This window comes from Serratia sp. NPDC087055 (genome assembly GCF_044900985.1).
Classification (GTDB): Bacteria; Pseudomonadota; Gammaproteobacteria; order Enterobacterales; family Enterobacteriaceae; genus Serratia.
On the sequence record NZ_JBJDOG010000001.1, the window covers coordinates 1,772,873 to 1,798,274 of the forward strand.

29 protein-coding genes are annotated in these 25,402 nt (G+C 51.3%); 4 read left to right on the top strand and 25 right to left on the bottom strand.

Translation table 11 applies throughout. From position 1 onward, the window contains the following. Positions 1–36: 36 nt before the first annotated feature. The 3 genes from ACI2J2_RS08415 to ACI2J2_RS08425 all read right to left on the bottom strand — a co-directional run bounded on the left by ACI2J2_RS08415 (position 37) and on the right by ACI2J2_RS08425 (position 2,074). The gene (locus ACI2J2_RS08415; RefSeq protein ID WP_404759846.1) at positions 37–1,338 is read right to left on the bottom strand and encodes a 6-phospho-beta-glucosidase; all 1,302 of its coding nucleotides are present in this window, start codon (positions 1,336–1,338) and stop codon (positions 37–39) included. Next, positions 1,331–1,657, bottom strand: a complete 327-nt coding sequence (locus ACI2J2_RS08420) for a PTS lactose/cellobiose transporter subunit IIA (RefSeq protein ID WP_209632689.1) — start codon at positions 1,655–1,657, stop codon at positions 1,331–1,333. Before ACI2J2_RS08420 ends, ACI2J2_RS08415 begins: the two co-directional genes overlap by 8 nt. 111 nt (positions 1,658–1,768) lie before the next feature. After that, positions 1,769–2,074, bottom strand: coding sequence for a PTS sugar transporter subunit IIB (locus ACI2J2_RS08425; protein WP_209632688.1), 306 nt, complete (start codon positions 2,072–2,074; stop codon positions 1,769–1,771). A 407-nt stretch (positions 2,075–2,481) separates the two neighbouring features. On the opposite strand from ACI2J2_RS08425, the gene ACI2J2_RS08430 reads away from it, so the two are divergent. The 3 genes from ACI2J2_RS08430 to ACI2J2_RS08440 all read left to right on the top strand — a co-directional run bounded on the left by ACI2J2_RS08430 (position 2,482) and on the right by ACI2J2_RS08440 (position 5,661). Then, entirely contained in the window at positions 2,482–3,624 is a 1,143-nt protein-coding gene (locus tag ACI2J2_RS08430; protein ID WP_404759847.1) for an SIS domain-containing protein, read from the top strand. A gap of 242 nt (positions 3,625–3,866) precedes the next feature. Then, a complete protein-coding gene (locus tag ACI2J2_RS08435) occupies positions 3,867–4,097 on the top strand; it encodes a hypothetical protein (RefSeq protein WP_209632686.1) in 231 nt (76 codons plus the stop codon). A 1,120-nt stretch (positions 4,098–5,217) separates the two neighbouring features. Next, positions 5,218–5,661 carry a hypothetical protein gene (locus ACI2J2_RS08440; protein WP_404759848.1) on the top strand — a complete coding sequence of 148 codons (444 nt, stop codon included), beginning with the start codon at positions 5,218–5,220 and terminating at the stop codon, positions 5,659–5,661. A 103-nt stretch (positions 5,662–5,764) separates the two neighbouring features. Here the strand turns inward: ACI2J2_RS08440 and ACI2J2_RS08445 are convergent, their stop codons facing one another. Both ACI2J2_RS08445 and ACI2J2_RS08450 read right to left on the bottom strand, forming a co-directional pair. Next, the gene (locus ACI2J2_RS08445; RefSeq protein WP_404759849.1) at positions 5,765–6,460 is read right to left on the bottom strand and encodes a lysozyme inhibitor LprI family protein; all 696 of its coding nucleotides are present in this window, start codon (positions 6,458–6,460) and stop codon (positions 5,765–5,767) included. An 86-nt stretch (positions 6,461–6,546) separates the two neighbouring features. Further along, complete coding sequence (locus ACI2J2_RS08450) at positions 6,547–6,642, bottom strand: tail fiber assembly protein (protein WP_404759850.1); 96 nt, start codon at positions 6,640–6,642, stop codon at positions 6,547–6,549. A 123-nt stretch (positions 6,643–6,765) separates the two neighbouring features. Here ACI2J2_RS08450 and ACI2J2_RS08455 point away from each other — a divergent pair, with 123 nt between their 5' ends. Next, on the top strand, positions 6,766–7,686 hold the full coding sequence (locus tag ACI2J2_RS08455) for a GNAT family N-acetyltransferase (protein WP_404759851.1): 921 nt from the start codon (positions 6,766–6,768) through the stop codon (positions 7,684–7,686). Positions 7,687–7,715: 29 nt separating this feature from the next. On the opposite strand, the gene ACI2J2_RS08460 is transcribed toward ACI2J2_RS08455, so the two are convergent. The 20 genes from ACI2J2_RS08460 to ACI2J2_RS08555 all read right to left on the bottom strand — a co-directional run bounded on the left by ACI2J2_RS08460 (position 7,716) and on the right by ACI2J2_RS08555 (position 25,396). Beyond that, positions 7,716–8,267 carry a tail fiber assembly protein gene (locus ACI2J2_RS08460; protein WP_209632915.1) on the bottom strand — a complete coding sequence of 184 codons (552 nt, stop codon included), beginning with the start codon at positions 8,265–8,267 and terminating at the stop codon, positions 7,716–7,718. Positions 8,268–8,269: 2 nt separating this feature from the next. Then, entirely contained in the window at positions 8,270–10,048 is a 1,779-nt protein-coding gene (locus ACI2J2_RS08465) for a pyocin knob domain-containing protein (protein ID WP_245209697.1), read from the bottom strand. Continuing rightward, positions 10,045–10,671: a hypothetical protein gene (locus ACI2J2_RS08470; RefSeq protein WP_201895411.1), complete on the bottom strand. Its 627-nt coding sequence runs from the start codon at positions 10,669–10,671 to the stop codon at positions 10,045–10,047. The genes ACI2J2_RS08465 and ACI2J2_RS08470 overlap by 4 nt, the downstream gene beginning before the upstream one ends. Beyond that, positions 10,655–11,881, bottom strand: coding sequence for a baseplate J/gp47 family protein (locus ACI2J2_RS08475; RefSeq protein WP_201895412.1), 1,227 nt, complete (start codon positions 11,879–11,881; stop codon positions 10,655–10,657). The genes ACI2J2_RS08470 and ACI2J2_RS08475 overlap by 17 nt, the downstream gene beginning before the upstream one ends. Beyond that, entirely contained in the window at positions 11,878–12,210 is a 333-nt protein-coding gene (locus ACI2J2_RS08480; protein ID WP_404759852.1) for a hypothetical protein, read from the bottom strand. Before ACI2J2_RS08480 ends, ACI2J2_RS08475 begins: the two co-directional genes overlap by 4 nt. Then, positions 12,207–12,923 (bottom strand): hypothetical protein, encoded by a 717-nt coding sequence (locus tag ACI2J2_RS08485; RefSeq protein WP_404759853.1) that lies wholly within the window; start codon positions 12,921–12,923, stop codon positions 12,207–12,209. The genes ACI2J2_RS08480 and ACI2J2_RS08485 overlap by 4 nt, the downstream gene beginning before the upstream one ends. Then, complete coding sequence (locus ACI2J2_RS08490) at positions 12,920–13,963, bottom strand: hypothetical protein (protein WP_209632912.1); 1,044 nt, start codon at positions 13,961–13,963, stop codon at positions 12,920–12,922. The genes ACI2J2_RS08485 and ACI2J2_RS08490 overlap by 4 nt, the downstream gene beginning before the upstream one ends. Next, positions 13,963–14,238, bottom strand: coding sequence for a hypothetical protein (locus ACI2J2_RS08495; protein ID WP_209632911.1), 276 nt, complete (start codon positions 14,236–14,238; stop codon positions 13,963–13,965). Before ACI2J2_RS08495 ends, ACI2J2_RS08490 begins: the two co-directional genes overlap by 1 nt. After that, entirely contained in the window at positions 14,235–14,951 is a 717-nt protein-coding gene (locus ACI2J2_RS08500; RefSeq protein WP_201895417.1) for a hypothetical protein, read from the bottom strand. Before ACI2J2_RS08500 ends, ACI2J2_RS08495 begins: the two co-directional genes overlap by 4 nt. Continuing rightward, complete coding sequence (locus tag ACI2J2_RS08505; protein WP_201895418.1) at positions 14,951–16,972, bottom strand: lytic transglycosylase domain-containing protein; 2,022 nt, start codon at positions 16,970–16,972, stop codon at positions 14,951–14,953. Before ACI2J2_RS08505 ends, ACI2J2_RS08500 begins: the two co-directional genes overlap by 1 nt. Before the next feature lie 123 nt (positions 16,973–17,095). After that, a complete protein-coding gene (locus tag ACI2J2_RS08510; RefSeq protein WP_404759854.1) occupies positions 17,096–17,683 on the bottom strand; it encodes a hypothetical protein in 588 nt (195 codons plus the stop codon). Beyond that, complete coding sequence (locus tag ACI2J2_RS08515) at positions 17,683–18,120, bottom strand: hypothetical protein (protein WP_201895420.1); 438 nt, start codon at positions 18,118–18,120, stop codon at positions 17,683–17,685. Before ACI2J2_RS08515 ends, ACI2J2_RS08510 begins: the two co-directional genes overlap by 1 nt. Positions 18,121–18,123: 3 nt before the next feature. After that, positions 18,124–19,518: a hypothetical protein gene (locus ACI2J2_RS08520; RefSeq protein ID WP_404759855.1), complete on the bottom strand. Its 1,395-nt coding sequence runs from the start codon at positions 19,516–19,518 to the stop codon at positions 18,124–18,126. Between the two features lie 4 nt (positions 19,519–19,522). Then, positions 19,523–20,464, bottom strand: a complete 942-nt coding sequence (locus tag ACI2J2_RS08525; protein ID WP_404759856.1) for a hypothetical protein — start codon at positions 20,462–20,464, stop codon at positions 19,523–19,525. Next, a complete protein-coding gene (locus tag ACI2J2_RS08530) occupies positions 20,448–20,882 on the bottom strand; it encodes a hypothetical protein (protein ID WP_201895423.1) in 435 nt (144 codons plus the stop codon). Before ACI2J2_RS08530 ends, ACI2J2_RS08525 begins: the two co-directional genes overlap by 17 nt. Then, the gene (locus ACI2J2_RS08535; protein ID WP_201895424.1) at positions 20,879–21,307 is read right to left on the bottom strand and encodes a hypothetical protein; all 429 of its coding nucleotides are present in this window, start codon (positions 21,305–21,307) and stop codon (positions 20,879–20,881) included. Before ACI2J2_RS08535 ends, ACI2J2_RS08530 begins: the two co-directional genes overlap by 4 nt. Next, complete coding sequence (locus tag ACI2J2_RS08540; protein WP_209632907.1) at positions 21,304–21,786, bottom strand: hypothetical protein; 483 nt, start codon at positions 21,784–21,786, stop codon at positions 21,304–21,306. Before ACI2J2_RS08540 ends, ACI2J2_RS08535 begins: the two co-directional genes overlap by 4 nt. A gap of 66 nt (positions 21,787–21,852) precedes the next feature. Beyond that, positions 21,853–22,884, bottom strand: a complete 1,032-nt coding sequence (locus tag ACI2J2_RS08545) for a DUF2184 domain-containing protein (protein WP_404759857.1) — start codon at positions 22,882–22,884, stop codon at positions 21,853–21,855. A gap of 16 nt (positions 22,885–22,900) precedes the next feature. Beyond that, a complete protein-coding gene (locus tag ACI2J2_RS08550) occupies positions 22,901–23,761 on the bottom strand; it encodes a hypothetical protein (RefSeq protein WP_404759858.1) in 861 nt (286 codons plus the stop codon). A gap of 15 nt (positions 23,762–23,776) precedes the next feature. Then, complete coding sequence (locus ACI2J2_RS08555) at positions 23,777–25,396, bottom strand: NUDIX hydrolase (protein WP_404759859.1); 1,620 nt, start codon at positions 25,394–25,396, stop codon at positions 23,777–23,779. Positions 25,397–25,402: the final 6 nt, after the last annotated feature.

Sequence of the window (25,402 nt, forward strand, 5' to 3'; positions counted from 1 at the left end):
CCGGCTCTGTCGTGATTGTTATTATGGAATTTCGACTTAATTAAACTGCGGTAAATAGGCTTGATTCAGGCTCAGCACCTCATCTAACAAGGGTTGTGCAATGCCGACACCACCAATCAACGGATTCACGACCAACGCCAACAGCGCACTTTGACGATCGCCATGCACGGCGGCCTCAATAGTCAGCCGTTCAAAATCTTTTACCTGTTGAGTCAGCCCGTTCATTGCCAGCGGCATCGGGCCAAAACTCAGTGGGTGTGCGCCCTGTGCATCGATCACACAGTTGGTTTCAATCACCGCATCGTCCGGCAAGCCCTGAATAGCGCCGTTATTGCGGGTGTTCACCACCAGCACCTTACCGCTGTTGTTATGAATGGCACGGATCAACTCGACCGCCACTTCAGAATAGAACGCACCGCCACGGAAGCGCAGTTGTTCGGGTTTCTTATCCAATGCGGGGTCGGCATACAAAGCAAATAACTCCGCTTCAACTTTCATCACTTGCTCAGCCCGGGTCCCTTGTGCAGCAGCTGCGGCTATCTCTTCCTCCAGCATTCCAGCCGTTTGATAAAAATAGCGGTGATATGGGCAGGGAATCGCCCCCAGAGCCTGTAAAAACGCAGGCGGCCATGGCAGCTCTTTAATGTTATTCATCGACAGCGTTTCGCCATTGCTTAGCATGTTCAATACGTCGGCGGTGACATCCTTGCCGCTTTGCGTCACCTGGTGCACCCACACCATATGGTTCAACCCGGCGAAACGCAGATCCACCTGATCGTGCGGCGCTTTCAGCATGTCGGCAATCATGTGGTGCATCGTGATCGGCACATTACACACGCCGATGACCTTCGCCTTGCTGTAGCGTGATACCGCTTCGGTGACGATCCCGGCAGGATTGGTGAAGTTGATGATCCAGGCATCCGGTGCAACGGCTTCCACCGTGCGGGCCACCTCCAACATCACCGGAATGGTCCGTAGCGCTTTGGCAAAACCACCGACGCCCGTTGTCTCCTGTCCAAGACGTTGATATTTCAACCCCAGACGTTCGTCAGCTGCGCGGGCAGCCAATTGCCCCACCCGCAGTTGAGTTAACACAAAGCGGGCACCACGAATAGCCGGCTCCAGCGAAAAATGCACCGAAACGACCACCTGTTCCAACCCGTTACGTTTGAACATTCTTTTGGTCAGTTCAGCAATGATGCCCACTTTCTCCCGACCGGATTCAACATCCACCAGCGCCAGTTCGGTCAATGGCACATCCTGATAATGCGCGATCAACCCTTCGACCAACTCTGGCGTATAGCTACTGCCACCACCAATTACGGTTATTTTAGTCATTGCCTGCCCCTTGAGGTAAACGACGATAAAGCTCGATCATGTCAGTGGCCAGATCCTGGATCAGCATCGCGTTCATCAAATGGTCCTGCGCATGCACCAGAATTAAACTGACCGGTATTTTTCCACAGCCTTCGTCCATGCCTATCAGTTCCGTCTGCATGCTATGCGCCCGGCCGATGCCGGACTTCGCCTCTTCCAGCTTGACATCCGCGGCGTCAAACTCACCGTGGCGTGCCAGTTGCAATGCCGACAGCAGAGAACTGCGTGCACTCCCGGCATGAACCAGCAGTTCCATAACACTCGTTTCCAAATCCATCATTACCTCCCCTGGCCTGATTCCAGGCACAGCAAGCCCCGACGGATTAATAAAATAATCCGCTGTAAAATAATCAAAAATAGGGTTTGAGGGGCAATGCCCCACAGGGTGTTATCAGCCCAGCAGGCCCAGTGCCTTGTCCAGCACCTTATCCCCACGCAGGGTGCCGTAATCCAACATATCAATAACCGCAACGGTTTTGCCTAATGGGGCAGCCAGTTCCGAAAGGCGCGCGTGTTCATATTTCACCTGTGGCCCTAACAGTACAATGTCCGCCCTTTCAACGATGCGTTCAAAATCCGCTACGGGTACGGCTTCAATTTCAATATCCAAAGCACGCTTTTGTGCCTCGGTTTTCATTTTTTGTACCAGCATGCTGGTAGACATTCCTGCAGCGCAGCATAAGACGATTGTTTGCATTTTTGGGTGCCTCGATTGTGACTAGCCACCTTGGCTGTGCAAATATAAAACAGTGCTGTAACACGCTTGTAAATACCTTAGATCCATACGATTTGATTATGGTTTTAACTTAATCGTTAAAAAACAAATTGTTAGCTAAAAATTATCATGAAAATTTTTTTCAACACTGTGATCGACGATAGAGTTTTATTCACAGACAGAATCCATAAATCCTATTTAACCTTTAAAAACAGCAAGATAAATTATTAACAACTAAACGATGAGAGGAGCATCTCGTTTTTACACAGGATGAATTGAAAATTATTTTCAGTAATTTATTCTTCTGGTTATGGCTTTATGCCGCGCGAAAAACAGGCTAGTTTGGAACACAGATCGCCGATTGGCATAACAGAAGGGACACTGCAGTCATGGATCTCGTTTACCACATTCAGTTTCGCCAAAGCCCGTTCAATCGCCAGGAGGCGAAAATTGCCCGAACCATCCTGGATAATCCCGGATTCACGTCAACGGCAACCATTGAGCAGCTGGCCGAACGTGCCGGTGTCAGTACCGAGATCGTCGCGCATTTTGCTCAGTCCCTTGGCTGCCAGGATCTTAACGACTTTGTCTCTTTGATGCGCACCCAACCCGTACCAGCAAGCGCCGCTACCGCGGTGGCTCAACCTGTATTGGGCAGCATGGATATCGCTTTCGCATCAGCCGCCGGCATCGGTAAGCTACCTGGCGTCAGTTCCACAACGCTCAGTCGTTTTGCCAAATCCATTGGTTGCGAAGATATTGGTGACATTGTCTATCAGATCCGCGCACGCCAAAATCAATTCAGCCAGCAGGAAGCAAAGGTCGCGCAAACCATTTTGGACGATGTCGCCTTCGCGTCTTCCGCCACCATCGAGCTACTTGCCAGCCAGGCGGGGGTCAGTCCGGCAACGATCACGCGCTTTGCCAAAACCATTGGTTGCGATGATATTCGCGATTTGCGAATGAAATTGGCGCAGGCCAGCGTAAGCGGCTCACGCTATTTAACCGCACAAACGGCGCCTAATGGACCACCACGCCTGTGGTTGCAACGCGTTAATGACATAGAAACCACGCTCCATCAACAGCTGCAGCAGGTAGAGCATGCGGCGTTGATCGAAGCCAGCCAACACTTAAGCCAGTCCAAAAGCGTGCATATTTTTGGTGTAAATAGCATGGCACTCTACGTCAATGAATTGCAGCAACGCTTGGTCGGACTCGGCTATCCCGCCTTTGCCTGCCAGGACGCCGCACTGATGCGTATGACGGCCTCCACGCTCAGTACGCAACAATGCGTTGTACTGCTGTCAATGAGTGGGGAAAACGCTGATTTGCTTAACGCCGCGAAGTTGGCCGGCGCTACTGGTGCTTACCGTATCGCCTTGGCCCCGGTTGGCAGCACGCTGGCTGGATTCGCCGACAAAGTATTGCCACTCAGTGGCGGTAGCGCTGCACGTTATGGACTAATGTTAACGCTCGATCTGCTGCTAGCGCAGCTACTGCCTGAGAGCCTGAGTTCGCAGACGGAAGATTAAATCTGCCTCCCTTTACCATTCAGTTCCTCCTTCAGCACAGCCCGCACTATGCCCATAACCTGAGGATTTTCCTAATTAACCATCTGGATTGCCGTTGCCTATTGATGGGAATATTCTTACTACGTTATCGTAAACCTTCCACATAGATATCAACCTAAGTGGAATTTGCAGGACTTTATTTTTTATATGGCTTCTCTGCCAGCTTCGGCTGGCATTTTAAATTTCACCAGCGGTAAAATTCTATGATCGATTATTCCCTTTACGGTCTCTGCGATAAAGATATCGAGACGTACCGTGAGCACATATATCATCTGGTCGGTAAAAGTGTCATTCATGTGCTTTCCGCTAACACACCCATCACCAAGCAAAGTATTCTCGCCTATCTGATCAAAGAGATCGAGAAACAACCCGATGACTACAGCCAAAAGCTGCACAGAGCAGCAATCGAAGTTATCGGGGTAACAGGCCGCTAAGGAGAAGCATGCGCAAGTCGGATCTATGCACCATCATCTCTATTCTCGTCGTCGTAGTCATGATGTTAGTGGCGAACTGTAGCGCGGGTGATATTTCACTACTGGGTGCCGGGAGTTAAGATCTGACGCTTTGAAAGGCAATATCCGGTTTACATAACCGGATAGGGTCTTCATAACGGAGTGTGGCAGGCGTTATGTCACGTTAACCGCATCCTGGCAGCGCTGTGAGTTGGGCAGATGTACGCGTTGACCAAACCATGCAGGCCAGAAGCGGGTAAACCCTTTTAGATACGGCATCTTAAACCCTGATAACTAACGGCATTCACCCGTAATCGAGTTTCTGCCCTGTGGGCAAATGTCAGAATGCTGGGGAATAACGCCCAAGATTGACCCCAAAGGCCCTGAGCAGCCGGATAGCATTAAAATAGCCAACAAAAATAATCCCCCTCTCATCCCATCCTCCTTCTCATTTGCGCTATTTGGTTATAGATCACTTATCGCCGGCCGTCTTTAAAAAATGGCCTACTTTCATGTAAAAATCTGCGTATCAGGGCAATTAACATGATGACTTTTTGCAGATTGCACAAGCTTATCGATCGGCATTGTAAGCCGACGACAGAAATGCTGATGAAATGGCCGATAGCCACCACGATAGTTTATGCATCAAACTCTATCTGGCGCTTTGTCAGCGGGGAATCATACAGGAGAAAATGAAGAGATATGATGAAGAGGAATTTCAGACACAAAAAAACCGCCTTCCGGCGGTCACGACATTACTACTTATTGCTTGTTATTCTTGAATTTATTTTCCTGGTACCCGGGGCGGGACTTGAACCCGCACAGCCATAAGCCGAGGGATTTTAAATTCATCGCTTACAGATTTAAAAACAACAGGTTACATGAAAAATCAGAACATGGATTAATAATTGTACACTTAAAACTCATATATTTAGCATATGATTGAGAGCTATCTTCTGAGTTTTTTGGTGAATAAAAGGAACCTATGGCTGTCATGGAGCTATGATGCTGTGGCTAGCTGGTCGATTTCGTTGCCAAATTGTTTTAAGCTTTGTTAACTTATGCAAGGTTTTTTCATCTATAATAAACAAGGAGTTATTATATGGAATATGATTTTATTGATGGTCAAAAAGTTCCACCAACAGAAATTACTAGCGATACCCATCTTGTCGGTGTTCACCGAGGAACAGTAAAAGTTCTAGCTGGAGAGCTAATACTTTCAGGGACATTGCAAGGAACTCTGTCCGTATCGCGCGGGGCTTCTGTTTTGATTTCAGGGAAGCAACATGGCACTGTTGCTTTAGGCTCCGGATCAAACATTGTTGTGACCGGTAGCATTCATGGAACCACCGTTCTGGAACCCAACTCAAATCTAATCATAGAAGAAGGCGGTAAATTAGCCGGGACCTTACAAAATGATGGGGTAGTAATCATCCGCGGAGCATTCGGCGGTGCAAGAAGCAGGATGGGGAGATTTCAAGTTGAAGGTAATGGTTACATTAAGGAACCAGTAATAAAAAATGGGGCGCATTACTACGAATGGTAATCCAATAATCACAAACCCAAAAATAAGAAGCCCGAGCAATCGGGCTTTCACTCCATAGATATGCTGACATTCGCCAGGATTTTCATTGATAATTATTTCACCATCAATTATCAACACTGACGGAAATATTACCTCCATTATCTTTGATTTCGTATTTATAACTAAATCTGTTACAAATTAAAGAATATCCATTTGACATCATTAAAGGCCTGAATGCGCTTACCGAGTCGCACTTATATGAGTTATTCCTGGTAAACAAAACAAGTCTATCTATAAATGATAATGCTTCTGGCGTTTCACTAAACAAGATAGCATCATGTTCAATGGGGGCTGCTCTTTCCTGAGAGTCATATAAACGAAAGTCTTTACTTTTTTCATCATTGGATTTATTTTCACTGGCAACCGCATTACCCTTAGAGGGCTTTTCATCAAGTTTTTCATCACCTGCTACGATATCATTCTGGCCATTAGTTTCAGGAATCCCTGTTTTTGCAATGGATGAGTAAATTCCAAAAGCCGTATCATACCATGAGTTAACACACGCATAGTCACTGCATCTTTCTCTAGAGTTCCATAATGTTTTTGTTATTTCAGAAAATGCCCGATGATCCTGAACCGATGCTTTAGCTTTTCCATACGCATATTTTAATTCATCATCATCCTTTGATAATTTTGCATCACTACATATTGTTTTTTCAGCGAAGCTCTTAGCCTTAGTGCAATCAAAAGATGCTGCATTTGTCTGATATGAAATACCAAGAATTATTAACGAAAAAATTGAAGCTCCAGTAATTTTCATTTTTTATACCTAACATTGAGAGTTAAGCACAGTGTACACAATTAGCACTGCGCTTAAAACGCCCTACGTTCGATGCTATGAGTTACTTAAGCCGGTACATCTGGCCACCCAATATCTGGCGCATCCTCAAGGTTTATCCTACTCAACAACGCGCGGTAAGTTTTCCAGACATCTAGTGCCAACGCTCCTCGCCCGTAGCGGTCTCAACGTAGACGTCGTCTTACAAATCATGTAAATAACCCTTCATAAACAGAGGGTACCTATCATATAATCGAACCTTGACACATAGGATAAACAAATAAATTATGATACGGAAATTGATTTCTTACGCGTCCGGTTGGCGCGAAGGCACAGCAGAAGAATATAGAAAATGTTATAGCCTTTATGGCGGTAGTTTTGTGACTCACCCTGACGTTTTATCCTTCATGCAACGTCAACTAAACTTGCGCCATAAATACCACATCAAACGCGGTAACAATGGCTCGTTACTTGGCGGCATGTGCACCAATGGCAAGAAAGAGATCGCTATCGTCGGTCACCAGTCGAAGAGCATCGGGATTGATATGTTCCCGTTCAACAAGGACGAAATGATTTTACCAATTAGCAACCGTGTTAAAACAGTGATCCCTTATCGCTCAAAAATCCTATCGGCCATTAACGGGCGCTCTACGTTAAACTCCACGTTCTCACTGAACAGTCAGCGTGAAATATGCCTGGCTAAAACCTGTGGCAAAGGTGGGTATTCGTCATCGACAAAAAACAGCCGCAACCGTGAATTAAAAAAATTCCTGAACTCAGGCGGTGAAGTAGTAGATCAGACGTTACTAACCCCGATTCAACTCGTCGATATTTACTTTGAATTGTACGCAAAGCGCTGGGGGGAAGAACCCGGCAACAAACACCAAATGATAGAAATGATAACGTCACTGCGTGAGATGATTTTCGGCTATGTTCTGTTCTATAACGGCCAGCCGTGCGCTTTCCAGCTAATTACTCGCGCAGACAGTCCAGAGTGGATTTGCTTTGATTATGTGAATGGAGGATATGACCGCGAACATAACGGATTTTGTCCTGGGACAATCGTCACATGGTTAAACGTTCGGGCTGCATACGAGTTATGCGAACGGGAGGGAAAGGAGATGCGCTACTCCTTCGGTAAGCCGACGGAGGCGTATAAAGATAGGTGGTGTCAACGCGCGCCGCTGGGGCGCACGCTGTCGATTTAAACAGATAAGCCGGCCTTTCCCGGCTTTTATCATTTCGCGTCTGGTGGAGTCGGCCACACGATTTTTTCAGGATCCTCATCGTCGCTGATCTCTTCAACTTCGTTAACGTAGTCCATCCAGACGCGCAATTTAGCTTTTTCCTCATCGGTAGCCATACCCAATAACAACTTGCTGCTAAGGGTTTGCGTCACCTGGTTAACGCGCGTAATTAGGCGCTCTTTCTCGCCCTGAACCATCTTGCGTTTCTCAGTCTGGCTGTATACGCGCTTAACAACCTTTCCATCGCGGTATGCCCATGTCATATCGTTACACGCTTCCGGCGGTACCTCGCTTATCGCCACCTCGGCCACTGAGAACCCCGGAGGGAAAATTGCTGTAACGTCTATAGACATGCAGACGATAACACCCTTGTCGTCATACATAACCTTCAACGTTTCGTCGCTAAAATCGGCCTGGCAATCGTACCAATCGCGCCCGGTTTCATCGCGGGCATAAAGAATGTCCGGCCTGTATTCCGCGTCCTCTTCTTCGCTGGCTTTAAATTCCGGTTTGTATGTCGTGAAGTTTCTGTAATTAACCATAATTAAGAAGTTCCTATATTCCGCCAAGAGCCATTAATTAAAACTTGAACATATGAATATGAGCCCCAAATAGACGGATCATAGTTAGCACCTGACATACCGGTAAACACACAACCATCAGGAGCCCTGACCTGGCCGCCGGTATCAGGCTGGTTGATTCGTCCGGTAAGCCTGACGTTTTGCACAAGGTTCTGATAGGCCCAGTTTTGCGCGTTGTTTTGTGCGTTAGAAATATTTTGATTCAGCCAGTTACTGAGATACCCTCCCCAAATGGAGCCAGAAAGATTCCCATCTTGATAAAGTTTACCTCCACTGCCTCCCCCAGCGCATACAGTAGCCCCGGCACTGAATGAGCCATCATTACTAAATTCATACCAGCCATCCGCACCACCATTTGCGACGTGAATACCTAAGAAGTGGTGCTGGCCAATGCGCTCAGCCTGATATATATCAACAAACAAATTTCCTGCGCCTTGAATCCGCATGCCGTTAGTTTGCCGATAGTTATTCACGGGGTCCTGTAACCCCTGCTTCACAATAAAATCCAGGCCTTTAATGTAGAGCGTTCTACCAACAGTTACATCATTTCCTGTGTCTAACCCATCCGTGACTGTTAGCCAATTTATCGTGTCGCCAGTCTTATAAATAAAACGACCATCTGCCTCTTGTTTTGTATAGGAATTTATATCAGCGGCAGTGGGTTTATGGGCCTCTGAGTAGAACTCTACCCATGTAGACCACCCAGCCGCGTTACCAGAGTATGTGCGGTGAAATGTTCTGTTTTTCAGCGTTCCGGAAGTACCATAACCCTCTGCAATTTGAACAATTCGAAACGGATCGCCCGCCGATTTTGAGTCCCATGTTCGAACTGATAAAAACCAAACACTTGAATCATTTAATGGGGTATTAGTAGAGTCTCGAACAACATAGAAACCGAATGTACTCAGCGTATTTAGGTCAACACCAGACAGCGAAGTCAGGGAGGGAGCCAAGCCAAAGCCGCCCACCCCTATCACATTGCCCGTAGAAGTCCCAATATCGGCATCAGCAGCCGTGCCCAGTTTTACGTTTCCTGCTGCATCTGGGGTATGTGAATTAACAGTCAAAACCGCCCCAACATTTGTTGTTGGGTTTAGCACAACGAATCGCCCCTGATCAGCATTGAACACCACCAGGAAAGGATTTTTTGCAACGATATCCCCCACACGTAATGCCGTGTTGCTGCCCTTCACCAGCGGATAAGTCCCCATTACACGGCCGCCCATAGTCAACTGCAGTGTGCTGGCACCGGTATTGTTCAGGATAGGGTAAATGAGGAGCGGCGTTTTTAATGCCCAGTCCGTCGATCCATTCAGGAAAAATGTCGCCGGCAGCGCCAGCGTTAACCCGTTCGCCGTACCGCCGGCCACCGCCGACGTGTAATGGCCACTTTGCAGTTGCTCTATCTGCACGAACTGATTTTCTGAACCCCTTGTCGCAAAGTTGGCGATCACATCGTTCAGGGACCAGCCTTTAGCCGCGGTACCCTCCTGGCCACGCACAACTGTCAGCATATCGTTGTTGACGGCAGTAAGGTGGCAAACTTCGAACACGGTTTCTTTCGCATCCGTCAATGTGATTTTCGCGTAGGTCTTGAGGAGGTTTGAGTCGTTGGCATAATCGTAAGTGAGCAGACCGGCGAACAACGCGCCTGCGCCAGGCATCACCTGTATCGTGGTCTGGGTCGCCGTAATATCTGCTGCCAACGACGACACGACGTTGTTTCCAAATCCAATAATCATGGTTCAACCACCGTTACAGAGTAGGTATAAACAAAGGGGAGCTTGACCAGAGACTGGCTGATCGCATCTTTCAGGAAATAGCCAACGCCATCGCCATAATCGGGGATCGTGATAGTGAACACGCCGTTATTGACCGTTACGCTGATATCGAAGGTGCTTTGCAACGGCGGATCGATGCCATTCGTGCCATGAATAAATCGCGCCAGGCGGCGCTTGAGCCAGTCGATACAAAAGTGCGAGCCGTCACCTTTATAAAAATTCCAGGTCAGGATCCGTTTAAAATAATCATCGGGCACGTATGACGCCGAGCCCGGTACGTAATTTTTCAGGCCGGCATACGGAATGGCGTTGTACTCGATGGTGTTGTAGGCACCACGAGCGATCGCATCCTCAGATATTTGCAGTAATGGCCGCCCTTCCCCGTAAATGCCGAGCGCTATCCAGTCCAGCAGATCCCCCGTGATGGAGGGAGAAGTCCAGCACGGCAAATTAAGCGCATTGAGATAGTCAAGATACCCCTGCGCCAACGCGTTATAGGCGGTGAAGAACGCGACAATGTTGGGGTCGGCGTTATATTGCGTATACGGATAAGCAGGAATGATTTTCTCAATTAGAGCTTGCATATTGCTTCACCTGTATTTGCGCCGCCGAGGTGGAGAAATAGGCGTAGGTGTCGCCATAAACCAGGCTTGACTCCGGTGCCGGTGGTTTAATTGCGCCGTTGATCCCGATTTGCACCTGGATCATGGACAGCAGCGACGCGGCAACGAGTCCCTCAACCGATTTCAGAAAAATGTCCTGTATCTGGAAAATGTTTATCGGCTGGCCAACGGCGATAGCGTTAACGTAATCGGCGATATTCTGCTGCACCGCTTTCGCAACACCGGCCGGATCGATGTAGGTCGTCGACGCTGAGTTCCAGGTGATCAGCACCACCACATTTTGCGACGATGGCACCACGAAAGGCAGTTGGTAGACGTCGGGGTAGACCGTTACCGGTATGGTTTTCTTTTCCACTTCTGCACCCGATGGATTCGATACATCGTTGGTTAAAATGGAAATATCCGGTACAGCTTTATAAATCGCATAGGCAACTTCGTAAGGATCCCCGCCACCGACGACGGCAACCCATTTTCCGAGCGTCGCCTGGCGGAACGAAATCAGGTTTTCCTGTACGCCAGCTACTTTTTGCAGGGATGATCGGTAGCAATCCGGCGTGCCTTGCACCCCAAACATACCGGAGCGCATCACCTGCCCGCGATACGATGCCAGGCTTTGCTCGTCTGTTCCCGGTAAGCCGGCGGTCAGGTTGGTACATGTCACCTGGTAAGGTTCCGGCACGGAGGTTTTCACCTGGTTAACCGTCCCTGCCGGCACCGCCCATACCCCTCCAGTCGTAGCCAGACAGTATACAGGCTCGGTCTGACCGCTGGCGGGGATCACCGTGTCCCGTCTGACGGTGTACAAATAGGTACCATCCCCTACGGTAAACCCCTTCGGTATGCCAAAACCGGGCGGCCCTGAAAATACGACATACACCGACGTGTTCGTGCCTTCACCTTGCGGCACGCCGTAGATGGCCCCCTGTTGCTTCAGCAGGTGAACGTTCGCACCGTAAGGACTGCATGAGTTAATCAAATCAACCCGCGCCTGGTCGCAAACCAGCAGCGCACCAACGCTGGTGCTGACCATGTCTTCAATCAATGATCCCGGTAAATCGGTCGTGATCCCTGGTGAAAGCCGCGTCGCCGTTTCTATAACCTGCTGCCGCAGCTCTTCCGCCGTTTTTGCGACGGGGCCGGTAATATCATAAATAACGGGTAAATCACTCATACATACACCTTCGCCACTATTTTCGAACCCGAGTTGGTGATAACCGAAATGTCGTAAACCGGAGGATCAACCTCGGTAAGTGCAATCTGGAGAGAGGAAAAATAGCCACTGAACTGCTGCTGTAGCCTGTTCACGTAAAATGTGGGGATAATCTGCTGGATCACCGAGCCGTTAGCCGGAATGCCGTGGTTGGCAAAGAATGGCGATTCTTGCGGTGCAAGCCTGAGATTTTGCACCAGCGTAGTGAGATAAATCGCGTCGTTGAAACCATTGGCATCGGTGGTGATCGTGACCCATTTGCCGGATTCATCCTGCCCGTAAGATCTCATTCGGTGATACTCCCATCGAAACTTGTTGTCGGCCCTCCGGTGTCTTGCCCATCATTGCCGTTACTGTGCTGATGGGAATTCACCCAGGTAAGCAGCTGCAGCCAACCTTCATGCATAATGGCCGGACTGGTACTGGCCTGCCCATCCGCAAGGGTTCCGCTCTGCCCGGTCAGCGACCATGAGCCATTTGTCAGCGTCAGCATGGTACTGCCCACCGTGACCTTGAACTGATCAGGTGTGGCAATCGTGATGCTCTCCGGCGTTAGCAGGAACGTCGTCTTGCTGCCGGCATCGCGTATCGTGACGCCTTCCGGGCCATACAACGTGAGCACTTGCCCGTCGACGTTCTCCCATTCCGTGTGACTGATCGGCAAAAACACCAGCGCGCTGAGATTAGCCGGCGGCGTGAGGTCGGCGGTGCCGCCCCCCTGTCCGCTGGCACCGCCCAGATAGGTATCTGCTGGGATGACGATCCCCCGGTCCCCAGGCTGCATGGGATAGCGGATATACTGCGGCCCAAATAAAGGGAGGGTTACCTGCGGCAACATGAAAGGAATATCGCGCAGCAGGAAGGACACCGTAACCATATTCCCCGCTCTGCTGACCACCGAGGCCGGCAGCACCTTGCCGGCCATCTGCATGGCGTCCGCGATTTTTTGGTCGGCGAACCGATGCATGTTGCCGGCGAAACTCTGTTTTTTTTCAATACTCATGTTGCAGCCATTCCCCCTGTCGGATGGGCCTCAAGCACCGTCACCCAACTGTTAGCGTCCGGCTGTCGACTGTTGCCAAGGAGCCGCACAGAAGAAACCAGAAAGTCACCGGTAAAGGCGGCGTCATCTCGGAATTGGGAATAGGATGAAGCCTGTAGCATCGGCCGAGAATCCTTAGGCATTCGGATATAATCCCCCACCTGAATGTCGCTGCGCATGACGCAAGGAATACTGACCGTGCCGAATTGCACCCACGTTGGTTGACCGATCAAGTCGGTAAACGCTATCTGGACCGGATTTTTGTTGCGGTAACTGGCGCTTTTTTTCGCGTCCTTGTCGATATGGCTTTCAAAATCATTATCGAAAACGCGGATCTCCTTACCATTCACTACCGTTATTTCGACACCTGAATATTTATCGTCCCTGATAATATTTCTGCTCAGCGATTTTAATTTCGTCGCCAGTTCTGAGAGGCTGCCGCAAAACATGCTGCTGTCGTAGTTATTCACCAGGCGGTCACTGATGCTTATCGAGAAACGGTAATCTCCGCCCATGTTCTGAAAGCATTGCGTCAACGCAACAGAAAGCTTTATTCCCTTATTCCACGGAAGCGTTAAATTGATCGGCGCTAAAGGGGCTGGGTTCACCGCCGATACGGCTCCCGCAGTGACAATGAGATCCGTCCGTAATTCGGTACCTTGCCAGTTCCCCAGCACCTGCCACACCGTCCCCTCCAATACCAGTCCTTGCTGAGCAGGTTTCGCCAACGGCAATCCCTTGGACATGCCCACCCACATTTTTATCGTCATGCCAAACATGTTTTGCCTGGCTTGCTGCATGTCCTTCGGTCCGATCCCCCAAATAGTAATCTGACTTTGCCCCTTCGGCGTAGATTCCCCAAAGCGTTGAATATCAAATTCAATCATTAAATTACCGGGATTAAAGACACCATTTTTCAGACTGGAATATTGCTTGAAGAGTTTTCCGGGATTACCGTCTTTATCAGGTGGGGTAAATATCTGAATATCGTAATACCGCATCAGTTGATTACCTCTATTTGCCCCGAGGAGTATCGCCACACCATTGTCGTGGCGGTGAATGCCCCGATAAGCAAGTTAATGTCGTACCCCATCGGCGAATCGATCATCGGCATGGTTAATAGGCGATTCCCTGAGTTGTCCGTAATATTGAGATACCAGCGTTGCGCGGCAATATTCCATTTGGTCTGGCAGTTGTATACCTCACCGTCAAGCATCGGCGTAAAAATCATGCTTTTCTGCTCATTCCCGGAAAACGGATAAAGTGTTGTGCTCATAAATTAAACGCCCCGCTTAATTTACCGATAAGCCCGGTTACCGCATCCGATACGCTGCTGCCCAACGACGTATTCCCGAGCGCGGAAACCGTATTGGTCCAGGCGCTTTCCGTAGTTTTATCGCCATTATCAATCTTGCTCAAATAGCTATTAATCGCCTGCTCCGCGCCGGTTTCGGTAATCAGCGGCTGTTCAAAGTCCCACAACCATTGACGCTGCGGCAGAGGATCATTCGACCCCGTGACGTCTCGAACGGTGCGCAGGATGCAGCCGCTATAAATCAGCGACGGCGTGGCTACAACAAACGTGCCGCCAAGGTTGGCGTGCGCCTGCAGGACGGCCTGCAATGCGCTGAGCGTGACCAGCTTTGTCAACGCGCCGGTGTTTTCATTCACCGGTGCATCCATCAGCATGGGAATACGCAACGGTTGCGCCAGCAGTGCGTTAGCGGCGACAGCCTGATTAGCAAAGGGGTAGCGACCGATATCGTAATCCACCATGCTGGAACCCTGTGCGGCGCGCCAGTGGCAGAAATATTTATCCAGGTCAGTCAGATTTACCGCGCCGCCCATCAGGTTGCTGACAAAACTGGCGCTCTGTGTCAGCGCAACGATCGGCAGCATCCCTCCGGGGATACTCTGCGCGATACCGTCGCAAAGGATCACCGGTGAGATTTCAAACCCCAATTTGTAAAGTTCGCGGGTAAATGCCATTAACCAAATCCTCCGAGTTGCGTGCTCGAGACAATCGCGCTGCCGCCGGTGTTGTTGTACACCACCACACCCGAGCTGCCGCCCCTGCGCTGGTTATCCAAGATTTGCTGTAATATCTGGTCGGTTTTGCTAGAAGACTGCTGAGTGAGTTGCTGCTGCGGATTGCTTTGTGTAGATCCCGGCGCGCCTGATCCGTAGAGCTTTATGAACTGCTCTCGAACCCGTCCTGGGTATTCACGATTCTCCTTGCTGCCGCGATTCTTGCCGCCGTTATACCAGCGCAGCATTTCTTCAACATCACCGCCAGCCTGATTTTTCGCCCACTTCATTACCCTGGCACCGGCCATAATATTGTCGCGGGGGTTGTAAGGATCCTCACCGGGTTTAAAGTTGAAGGGCATCACCTGCATCAAGCCTTGCGCGCCCGCTTTGCTGACAGCATGTGTATTCCATGATGACTCTGCACCCGTTACAGCTTTAAGCAACTTGGGATCTAATCCGTATTTTTTGGCTGCCTCTTCAAAATACCCATCGTAATCAGACGGTACCGCGGCTGATGATCGCCTATTACCTGATTGAGCATGTTGCTCAGGTTGATTCCATTTGTTGTTTAAAATGCCATCATTGCCGGCGCGTAATTTCCACCAAGGCTGATTTCCATCACTACCGGAGGAACTGCCATCACTGGAGAAAAATCCCTTTGCCCCTTTCAACCATCCCCACACGCGAGGATCATCATCGCTGCCCGGCGTATAACTCTCCCCTGTCTGCGGATTGATCTGCTTCTCATCACTGAGAATTGTCGAGTTGGACTTAACATCATCCAATGTAATGTCGGTTTTTCCGGTAACCCAATCGATCACCTTGCCAATAACCCGCGCCAACCTTTCAACACCGGTCATAAACGACTCAACGTCACTTTTGAAATCCGGGGATACCAGGTAGTTACCGAACCGTCGGATACCATCTGCCAGTCCATCAAGCCATTTACCCAGCTCAGGTGATTTAAGGACGGTATCCACTGCCTCTGAAAATGCATCTGACAGCTTTCCTAACTCGGGAGCCAATGGCGCAAGCCCACGAATAAAGGTGTTTTCAATACTGACCTTGCTGCGATCCAACTGAATATTAAAATCCTGCCATTGTTTCAGTTGCTGGTCGGTCACCTGCAGGCGTTGTGTGTCTTTCTGGGCCTGCTTCGTCATCGCGTCGATTTCAGCATCGCTCATTTTTTTAAAGCGGTTGAGATCGTCAAGTGTGAAGTAGTTGGTTAGGCCGTAGGCCTCGGCTCCCTGCTGCGAGCTACCATTGCGCACAAAAATATCGCGTGCGCTTTTGATCATCTGCGGCAACAGTTTCGCCGGATCCTGATCGGGGTTATCAATCCCCATCGCCTTAAACTGCCAGCGCTTGCTCAGGTCCAGTTGGCTGTCACGAATGGCACCCAAGGTGCCGACAGGGTTGCCGAGCACCTTCTGGTAGTTCACCGCGCTGGAGTTAAGGCCTCCGGCGGTAGTACCTAACCCCATTGCAGTGAACCGCTGCGCAGAAGCCGAACCAGCCAGGCGATTCATCCCCCACAAGCCACCGGCCCCGGCCAACCCAGAAAACAGCCCCAGCACAGTCCCCCACGAGAGCAAACTCGTTGTGGCGTTTTTAATGTGGCCGGCCAGCTCTTTGGCATCCTTGCTGGCTTTACTCAGGAATTTACTGGCACCACGATTTTTTTTGTTAAATTCAGACTGCGTTTTATTGGCTTTCTCAAGGTTTCCATTCAAACGGTCAAGGCCATCATTGACAGAGGCGATGGCTGCCACCCCTTCATTGAACGACTGGGTGATCGCCTCCGTGCTTCCCAGCACCTTCTCAGTCTGTTTGGCAGAATCCCCGATGCCCTGCGCCGCGCCGCGCCATTGCTCAGGCAGACCTTCAAGCGCTTTCTGGTACTCATTGAATTTTTCGAGGAACGCCTGAAACTTCTCGTCCTGAACATCAATTTCAACAACGGATTTAGCTGCCATTGAAATAGCCCTTCTGTCTTATTTCTTCCAGAATGAACCGCTGCCGGAAATGGAGCGGGCTTTTGTAGTTGCCGCAATCCAATTCCCGACAGAGTTCGCTGAACCCCTCACAGGAGGCCCAGGTCAGGAGGGAATGTACGACAGTTCCTGCGGGGCTGGCGGGGTCGGGGTATCGGTATCCGTTTTCGACGTCGGTAAAGAATCGCGAAACGCCGTAGCACTCAATGAGACGAGTTGCCCACTGTACATATCGAGCGCTTTCCCCACAGTCCCCGCTATCAAGTTGGCTTTCTGAATGGCAGAGGCGACCATAAAAAACACCACTTCGCCCTCAACTTCACGGTATTCGTCCGGAGAAATAACCGCCTGCCTAAATGCCGTTTCAAGCGGCACAGGACGCCATACGCCGTTATCATTGAAAATTACTGTCGTCAGTCGTTGAATGTCGTCAACGAGGGTCGGTTCACCCGCCGGGACGCCCCCAGTATCCTGCCGTGCCTTGAGAATATTACGCAGCATCATCGCGGCCACACGCGGCGCGCCCGTCGCCCCCACAGAGGTGAAGAAGTTATGGAACATATTCCCCAGCATCACGCAGTTCTCCTGCACCACTTCATACGGGAACGGCACAACGTGCAGGTAGACCAGCGATCCGTCGTCGCGCGTGATCGTGCTGACGAAATTCAGTTTTTTATCAATTTTCATACCCATCAATCCCACATCTTGTCGTTGGTGGTGAGGTAGCCGGAAATTGTCGCAACAAAGCCGGCATCCGTACCGTTGAGGGTGATTTCGTTAAAATTCACCAGGTAGCAGTTCAGGATGGTGTAGTTGCCGAAGGTGGTCGCATCCGGTGTAACCACCACCTCCCCCAATGCGGTATCGGAGGCAAATTGCCGCTGATAACTGGCAGCAAGCCCCTGCGTTTTCAGCAAATGTACCGTCAAGGTCACCTGCTGGTAAGGTGCCTGGCTGCCCACGGTACCGGTCATCGTGGGGATAATGTCAGTGGCGACGGTATCCGGCCGCATGCTGATCCCCTCTTTGCCCAGGAATGACGCCGTGACGTTTAGCGCCGGATTGTCGGTAATACTGACCGCGCCCCGAACGCGGTTAAGGAATCCCTGCGGAACTAATGGATTTGGCATTTATTACGCCCCCACAAAATTGGTTACGTTGAGGTTGAAGGTAATGGACTCAAAGCCGCGTTTCGGCGTGACAACCGCACTCAGGCCGCTGTATTTCCCATCGGCGTAATCGGATTGATTCAGGCTGGTGTAGTTGGCAAACGGTACGGCGTTGATCACCGCGCTGCCGGCATAGGCACCTTTTTCGTATTGTTCGTTAAAGGCATCCTGGTTGAGTTTCGTGTCGATCACCTGACCGAGGATCAGCCCGTAGCTGATGCCAGAACGCAGCGTTTTTAATCCGCGGCGCTGCAAGCGGTCGATGCCGTTCTGCTCGTAGTAGAGCGGATTGACGGTGGTGTTAGAGCCGTTAATGATCTCATTGGCCAGATCCATCTCCAGATTGATAGCGCACCAGGCCACTGCATACCAGTAGTTGAACGGCATGCCATCCAGCATATGGCCGGCGACCAGCATCTTGTTGCTTAAACCACCCTCGGCAGCCGTGCCGATGTAGTTGATGTTGCTGTCCTGCAGGGCTTTCAGCAACTTGCCGTTCCCTGAAGGCGGATAATCCGTCACGCCATACATGAAGCGGAACGCCATCGGCGGCACCATATTCGACGAGCTGGGATCGTTGGCCAGCGAAGACTGGAACGGTGCCGCCATAGAGAACTCGGTGGCGCCAATGCCTGGAGCTTCAACGCCAGCGAAAACATTCGGGTATTTCCCCGACGCCCACGCTTCATAGGTGGCAATGGTGGTGGTGACAAAAAACTTCACCAGCGCACCGGGCGAGGTGTAGCTGTTCGCCAGCGTCTTGAACGAGGCCTCTTCGTCCCATTCGCGGGGAACAAGGTAAGAGAAGAATTTTTGATAGGTGTTACCCAGCGAAATATCTTCGTCGATAAACTTGCTTAATGCCGCGATAGCCGCCGATGCACTCAGTTCGCCCAGTTCCAACACATAAACCGCTCGGCTGGTTCCCTGCGCCCAGTAGGTAGTATTCATCTGCTGGATTTCACCGGCCGCCACCGAAAGCACGGTCCCCATCGTTGTTGCGGTACCCGGATCTGTGCTCAGCGCATAGGTAAACGCCTTGTCACCAGTCACCGTGGCGGTATGCGCGCCGTTGTACCCCTCAGGTGCCGCACCGGAAATCACCACAGGCACCTTATCCCCGTTGGCCCAGCCATGCGCTTCGGATAGCGTCACCGTAACGATATTTGCCGCCCAGGCGATTGCCGTCATCGTTTTCGCCGACGCGACAATCGTTTTCAGGTCATCTTTTGACGTCAACAACTCATAACTGCCTGGTGCCAACGTCGTCCCCCCGACAGAGACCAGCGCGCCAGATTTCAGCAGCTGGGTCGGCTTCGGTGGGTTGGTGACCGATACATTAATATTCACAATGGCCATTTAATTATTTCTCCACATAAATGGACGGGATGGCAGACGTGATCAACTGGCGGGCGACATTCCTCATCCGCTGCTGATAGTAATTGACGCGAAATTTAATCTTCTTCCGCATGGCGATGATGTTGAGCTCGTTTTGCGTCACGCGCTCATCCTGCACCACGGGAATATTCATCACGCCCATCTCGGCATCATCGCTGAGCGTGTATTGCTGGACGTAGCGGAGAAAATCCTCTACGGATGCATTGCGCAGGCCGGTTACCGAGATCGTCACATCCTCGGAAACCAGCTGGTACTGGTTGGATTTTTCATCCAGGTAAAAAGCGCCGGCGACCGGTACCGGGTCGCTGCATTTCACCGTGGCATACGGCGGGGCCAGGTTCTGCAATGACAGCATGGCCGGAAACATCGGCATGTACTGGTTCAATGACAGCCAGATCGGCAGCGAACTGGAGACCACCACATCCGCCAGATCGATATCGTCCGGCGAATTGATGATCTGCGACATCATGTGCGGGTAAATGGCGTGCCCGGTGTAGTGGTAAATATTGGCGGGTTCGTTCAATCCGGAACGGCGGGAAAACGCAAACCGGATACCGTAAAACTCACCGATGTAGAGCACCTCAGAGCCAATATCATTGAAGGGATCGATATCGGCCTGCGCGGTAAACGTCACCACGTTTTTGTCGTAGAGCTGCTCCTCATCCTGAATGCTCTCTGTCGTCAGGTGCAGATAACCTTTCACGTCCTTGGTATCCGGTTCACTGTCCGGATCATCGGTAATAATCGACGCCTTTACCCAAAACACGAAGCCATCCAGCGGAAGTACTTTCCTGATGTACTTCGTGAAGGTGACCACCTGAAAGCGGCTCAGGTCGTCAAGCCCCTGCGTCAGTGTGGCGTTAAGCTCGGTTTTCGCATTCTGCTGCAGTTCACTCAGGGAAGGCATTTAACACCCCGCTTACCCAGGCGCGCATGGCTGCCTGATAATTTCCTGTATCGATAAATGATGCTCGCGGATCGCCTTTCTTGTTTTTGAAGCGCTTCGAGATGCCAAGCAGCGCGCGTCGGGTTGGGACGCCCTGCATACCGTTCATCTCGTCGTTATCCAGAAAGGCCACAAACAAGTCGTGGATCCGCGACATGGATTCTGCAAGCGGATCTCTTGATGGCGGTGCGCCAGCCAACATATTTTCAAGATTTGCGGCGAGGTCTTTACTCATCAGCTCGGCAATGTCATTGCCATACCTATCGAAGAAGGTCTGCATAATCTGGTATTTTTCTTCCAGATATTCAGCAACGTCGCCGGTTGTGGTGTTCTCATCCCCGTAAGGAATATCGATAACACCCAGATGAAAGGTGATCATGACAACCCCCACAGGCTGCCAAACTGCTCAGCAATCATCAGATAGCGCCGGCCATACGGGTCTTTAAGCATCTGGAGATCTGCCAGAGACAAGTTTTTGAAGAAGTCGGGTACCAAACGTTGAGAACTTGTTGCGTTATCACTGGCCCCGGTAATAACCCCTGCAGTGAAATCATTGAGGCCATATACCTTCCTGAATTCAGCAAACACGGGTTCATTGCCGTAGTTGACCAGGAACGACGCGCCGAGGTTATACACAGCAACGGTGTACAGGTTCGGCATAACGCACGCGATATCCGAGTTAACCCATTCGACCGCGCCGCCATAAGCCAGGGAAAATGATGGAGAGTCGTCGGGAACCTGCTCAGCAGTTACCTTCATGTCAGTACGAATGAATTCAATAAATCCCGACAGGCTCGTCGTCATTTTTTCTTGCTCCCGGATTTTTCAGTCACGATGGTTTCGTTAACCACATCTGCGTCTTCGTTGTCATCGCGGCCTTTCGCCTGCTCTGCGCTGACTTCCATCTCACCGGAATAGCCGGTGCCGCTATCGCGCAACGAGCTGTCGAGCGCAGCCACGGATGCCTGGCGACGGTTGTGCGCACCACGTGTCAGATGGATATCGTTATCGCGGATGGTCTTTTCGATAACCGACGCTGAAACTGGCTTATTGATGCTGTAGCAAAGCCCGACAAATGCCTGGCTTTGGTCGATTTTCGTCGAGTCGATCAGTCCATACATCTGGTGATGCTGAATAACTGATTCCACCTCGTCAGTGGAACCGTCGAGCACCATCATCTGGTCTCCGTGGTTAATCGGGATCTGGACAAGCCGACCGGTCTCAAGTTTGCGGTAAGCAAAAATCTGGCGTTGTTTGGTGGTGTTAGCGATAAAGAGTTTCATTGGTTACCTCATAAAAAAGCCCCTGCAGAGTTTCCCCGGCAGAGGCTTAATCACTACAAGAGTGGATCAGGCGCTGTACGCCATCGACAAGATGGTGATGGCTTCCGGACGCACTGCCCAGCCTGCGGTAGAACGCATTTCGGACAGAACATCAATCGCGCCACCAGCAATCGGCGTCGGGATTTCACGAGGCGCGGCCATGTCGCAGAACATCAGGGCGTTCGCAGCAAGAGACGGGGTCAACTTGGCGAATTCGTTGGTATTAACAGTCGAGTTAACCATTGGCACCTCGACTTCCGGGATGGTGATAACCACAGCATCAGTACCACCTGCGCCTGCACCGATCAGGGTGTCGTCATACACCCAGTCAACCTGGATGTTTGCGCCCTTCAGAACCTCTTTCACCGTGCCGCCAACGGTATCAGTACCGCCGCCAGGACGCTGGTAAGAAGTCAGCTGAACGATTTGCTGAATCTCCATTGCGCCCAAAATACGCTGAGGACCAAGGATAACGACACGCTGCTGGCGACCTAACTGCATGGTACGGGTCATCGCAGCCTGAACATGGCCCAGCAGATACACAGCCATCTGACCGTGATCATAAGTCAGCACGGTGGCGTTGTTGTTGCTGTCCGGCGGCAGAGACTCGGTGGTCGCACCCGCGGTATTCAGTAGCCCCTCACCACCGGCGGGGTTCATACCGTACAACAAAGCAGAGCGGAGCTGCTGGAAGATACCTTGGCGCATACCGAGGCGCTGGGCCTCCGGCAGAGCAAAGTTCCAGTTACCAGCCGCTGCCATGTCGTGGTGATCGTAAATACCACGGCAGCGGAACAGATAAGTTGGGGTGGAAATCATCTTCGCATCCAGCGCCACACTTGGCAGCTGGTTACCGTTTCCAGACTGGCTGGAGGTGGATTGGGTACGGATATCCAGTCGGCGCATGTAGACGTACTGGTCGCCAACGCCGAGGCGAACTTGCGGGTTACCGCTGGCGATGGTTTCAAACGCACCTGATGCCTGCTGGTAACCGAGGATCATCTCCGGCGCAATATACGACGGATTAACGATGGTGTAGCTGGGGGTAATTGCAGCCATTTAATTCAGCTCCCGATTAAAGTAAGACCAGCGCGCAGCTGTCGGTGTTATTCCAGGTCAGGAAACCCGTCGCGCTGTCATAGCTGACAGTCTTTGAATTTCCTGATTCGATGGCGATCACTTTTACCGGCAGCGTGATGTCGGAAGGTGTTACTGCGCCTATAGTGCCTTGCGTAGTAGCCGGGCCTCCCGGTGCTGTTACTGTGGCATAGGTGAAGGTGGTTGAGTTCGTAACGGAAAGCACAACAACGGTACCGTTGTACGCTGCCGGCACAACGTCGTTGATTTTCACGTACTGACCAGCGCTCAGGCCGTGAGCTGATGCGGTGGTTGCCGTTGCCACACCCGCGGCATAGGTCACAGCGGTAGTCGCAATATCAGCACCAGCAAAACCGGCCGCAGCCGCGGTGGTAATCTGGTTGTTGACGAAGTCCCAGGCCAATGCCGTTTTAACGGATGCGCCACTGGTGCCCAGCGCAACAACCTGCGCAGACGCTTTCAGCGGAACGTGCATGTTTGAGCCGAGGCGATAGTACGAAACGCTCATACCGGATGCGTACAGTGGCACCGGTGACTGCGGAGTGGTCAGGCCGTTGTGCGCCTGGTTGAATACGGTGAAACCTTCCAACTCAGCGACAGACGCTGCACGGCGGATGTATGAACCACGCGGACTAGACTGCGTGCCTGACAGAAGTTCAGCCACCGGCAGGCCGCCCCAGAGCGGTTTAGTTTCAGTTGCCGCCACGGTACCCGCGGCCAGATTAAAGCGGTTAGCCGGGTCATCCAGAGCAATGCCCTGAACATAACCGTCGGACTGCACACCGAAGGAACCCAGCGCATTCGTGGTTGCCATCGGATTAAGAGATAAATTAGCCATGCTTTAGAGCTCCCGTTAAGCCTGGTTGTTGAAACTAGTGACCTGACGTTTACCTGACTGGAACGGAGCCCAGGTAGCAGCAGGATCGCCTTCGAATGTGCTGATCTGGCGGCCTGTTGCATCTGCGCGTTTGATTTCACGCAACATGCCAGGGCCTACAGACAAGCTTGCCGATTTTTGCGCGTCGGCATAAATCTGCTTTTCAGCAAACCCAAGCAGCGCGGAATCAGCGATTGATGACAGGTCGACGGTCTTAAAGTCCGGCGAATGTTCCTGCAATTGGATCATCAGACGGCGACGGTATGCCAGTGGCTTTTCGCCAGACAGCGGGGCCGGGGCGCGTTTGCCGAAACTGGAGAAAACGCTATCGGCTTTTACCTGGGCATCGGCGACTTCGTTACGCTCTTCGTCGCTAAGTTCGGTTGGAATGCGGGAGCGCAGATCAGCAATTTCCTGACGCAGTTGAGAATCTGCCTTTTCTTTTGCCATGCGTTCGGCCTCTTCAGCATCTGCCTTTTCTTTGGCCTCAGCGTCGGCTTTTTCCTTGGCGGCCGCTTCTTCCGCGTCGGCTTTGGCTTTCGCCTCTTCTGCCGTTTTCTCCTCTGCATCAGCCTTTTCTTTCTTGGCTGCCTCTTCGGCATCCGCTTTTTCCTTGGCCTCTTTTGCCTCAGAATCAGCTTTTGCCATGCGGGCATCGATCGCTTTGTTGATAAGCGCTACGATTTTTTCCTCGTCCATCTTTTCAGCCTCATTTGGAATGGAATCAGATTTAACACCAGTAGGGGATAGGAGCTTGTCCCATACCCCCTGTTCACAAATTGCAACGTGGTCGAGCAATACCGGGGAACCTTCCACCAATAGAGGCTGACCGTCGATTTTGATGATTGAGTCCTGCATTTCGCTATACGTGACGGTTGGCGAGGTGCTTAACTGCCTGGTCGCCATAATTCCGGCGGCTTCGACGTCATACACCCGGGCGATAGCCCAGACCTCGCCATTATCAGCAACCCAACTGTTCGTCAGGGTGCCAATAACACGCTTCGCAAATTCATCGCTATCGAGCTTGTTTTTCTCCGGGTGCAGCCAGATGAGCGGTACACCGGCAACGCGTTGGAGAAACTCAGGGGTGAGATAGTCATCCGGGTTACGGAAGGCCATCTGTTGATCTGCAGAACGCCAGGTAACTCCCGTTCCGGTCACCCGGATGGCAAACATCCACATGTTGATAAAGTATTGCGGGCTGCTTAATGTCCCATCAGCGATGAGCGTGGCCACTTCGGTTTCATTGAGCGCCTGCTGCGCCAGCATCTCAGCAAAAGGCTGATGAAGCGGTTTAGGCAGATCGTCAATACGGAACCAACCGGCGGCCAGCGATTCGTCGTTCAGCTTCGCTTCGAACTGCTCCGGCACCTCAGCGCGAAACGTCAGGTAATCACCGTAGACGCTGTGCGGATTCAGTGGGCCATCGTACTGATACCCCACTTCCTCCAGCACTTCGCGGCGCGCAGCATCAATAGCGAGCTCGCCCGGTTCGACCGTGCCGCCAGGTTGACACCACGTTCCATCATCAGAGCGCTGGATCAGAAAGACGAACTTACCCTGACGGAACATTATCCCGCTGCCAAAAATAGCCACGTTTTA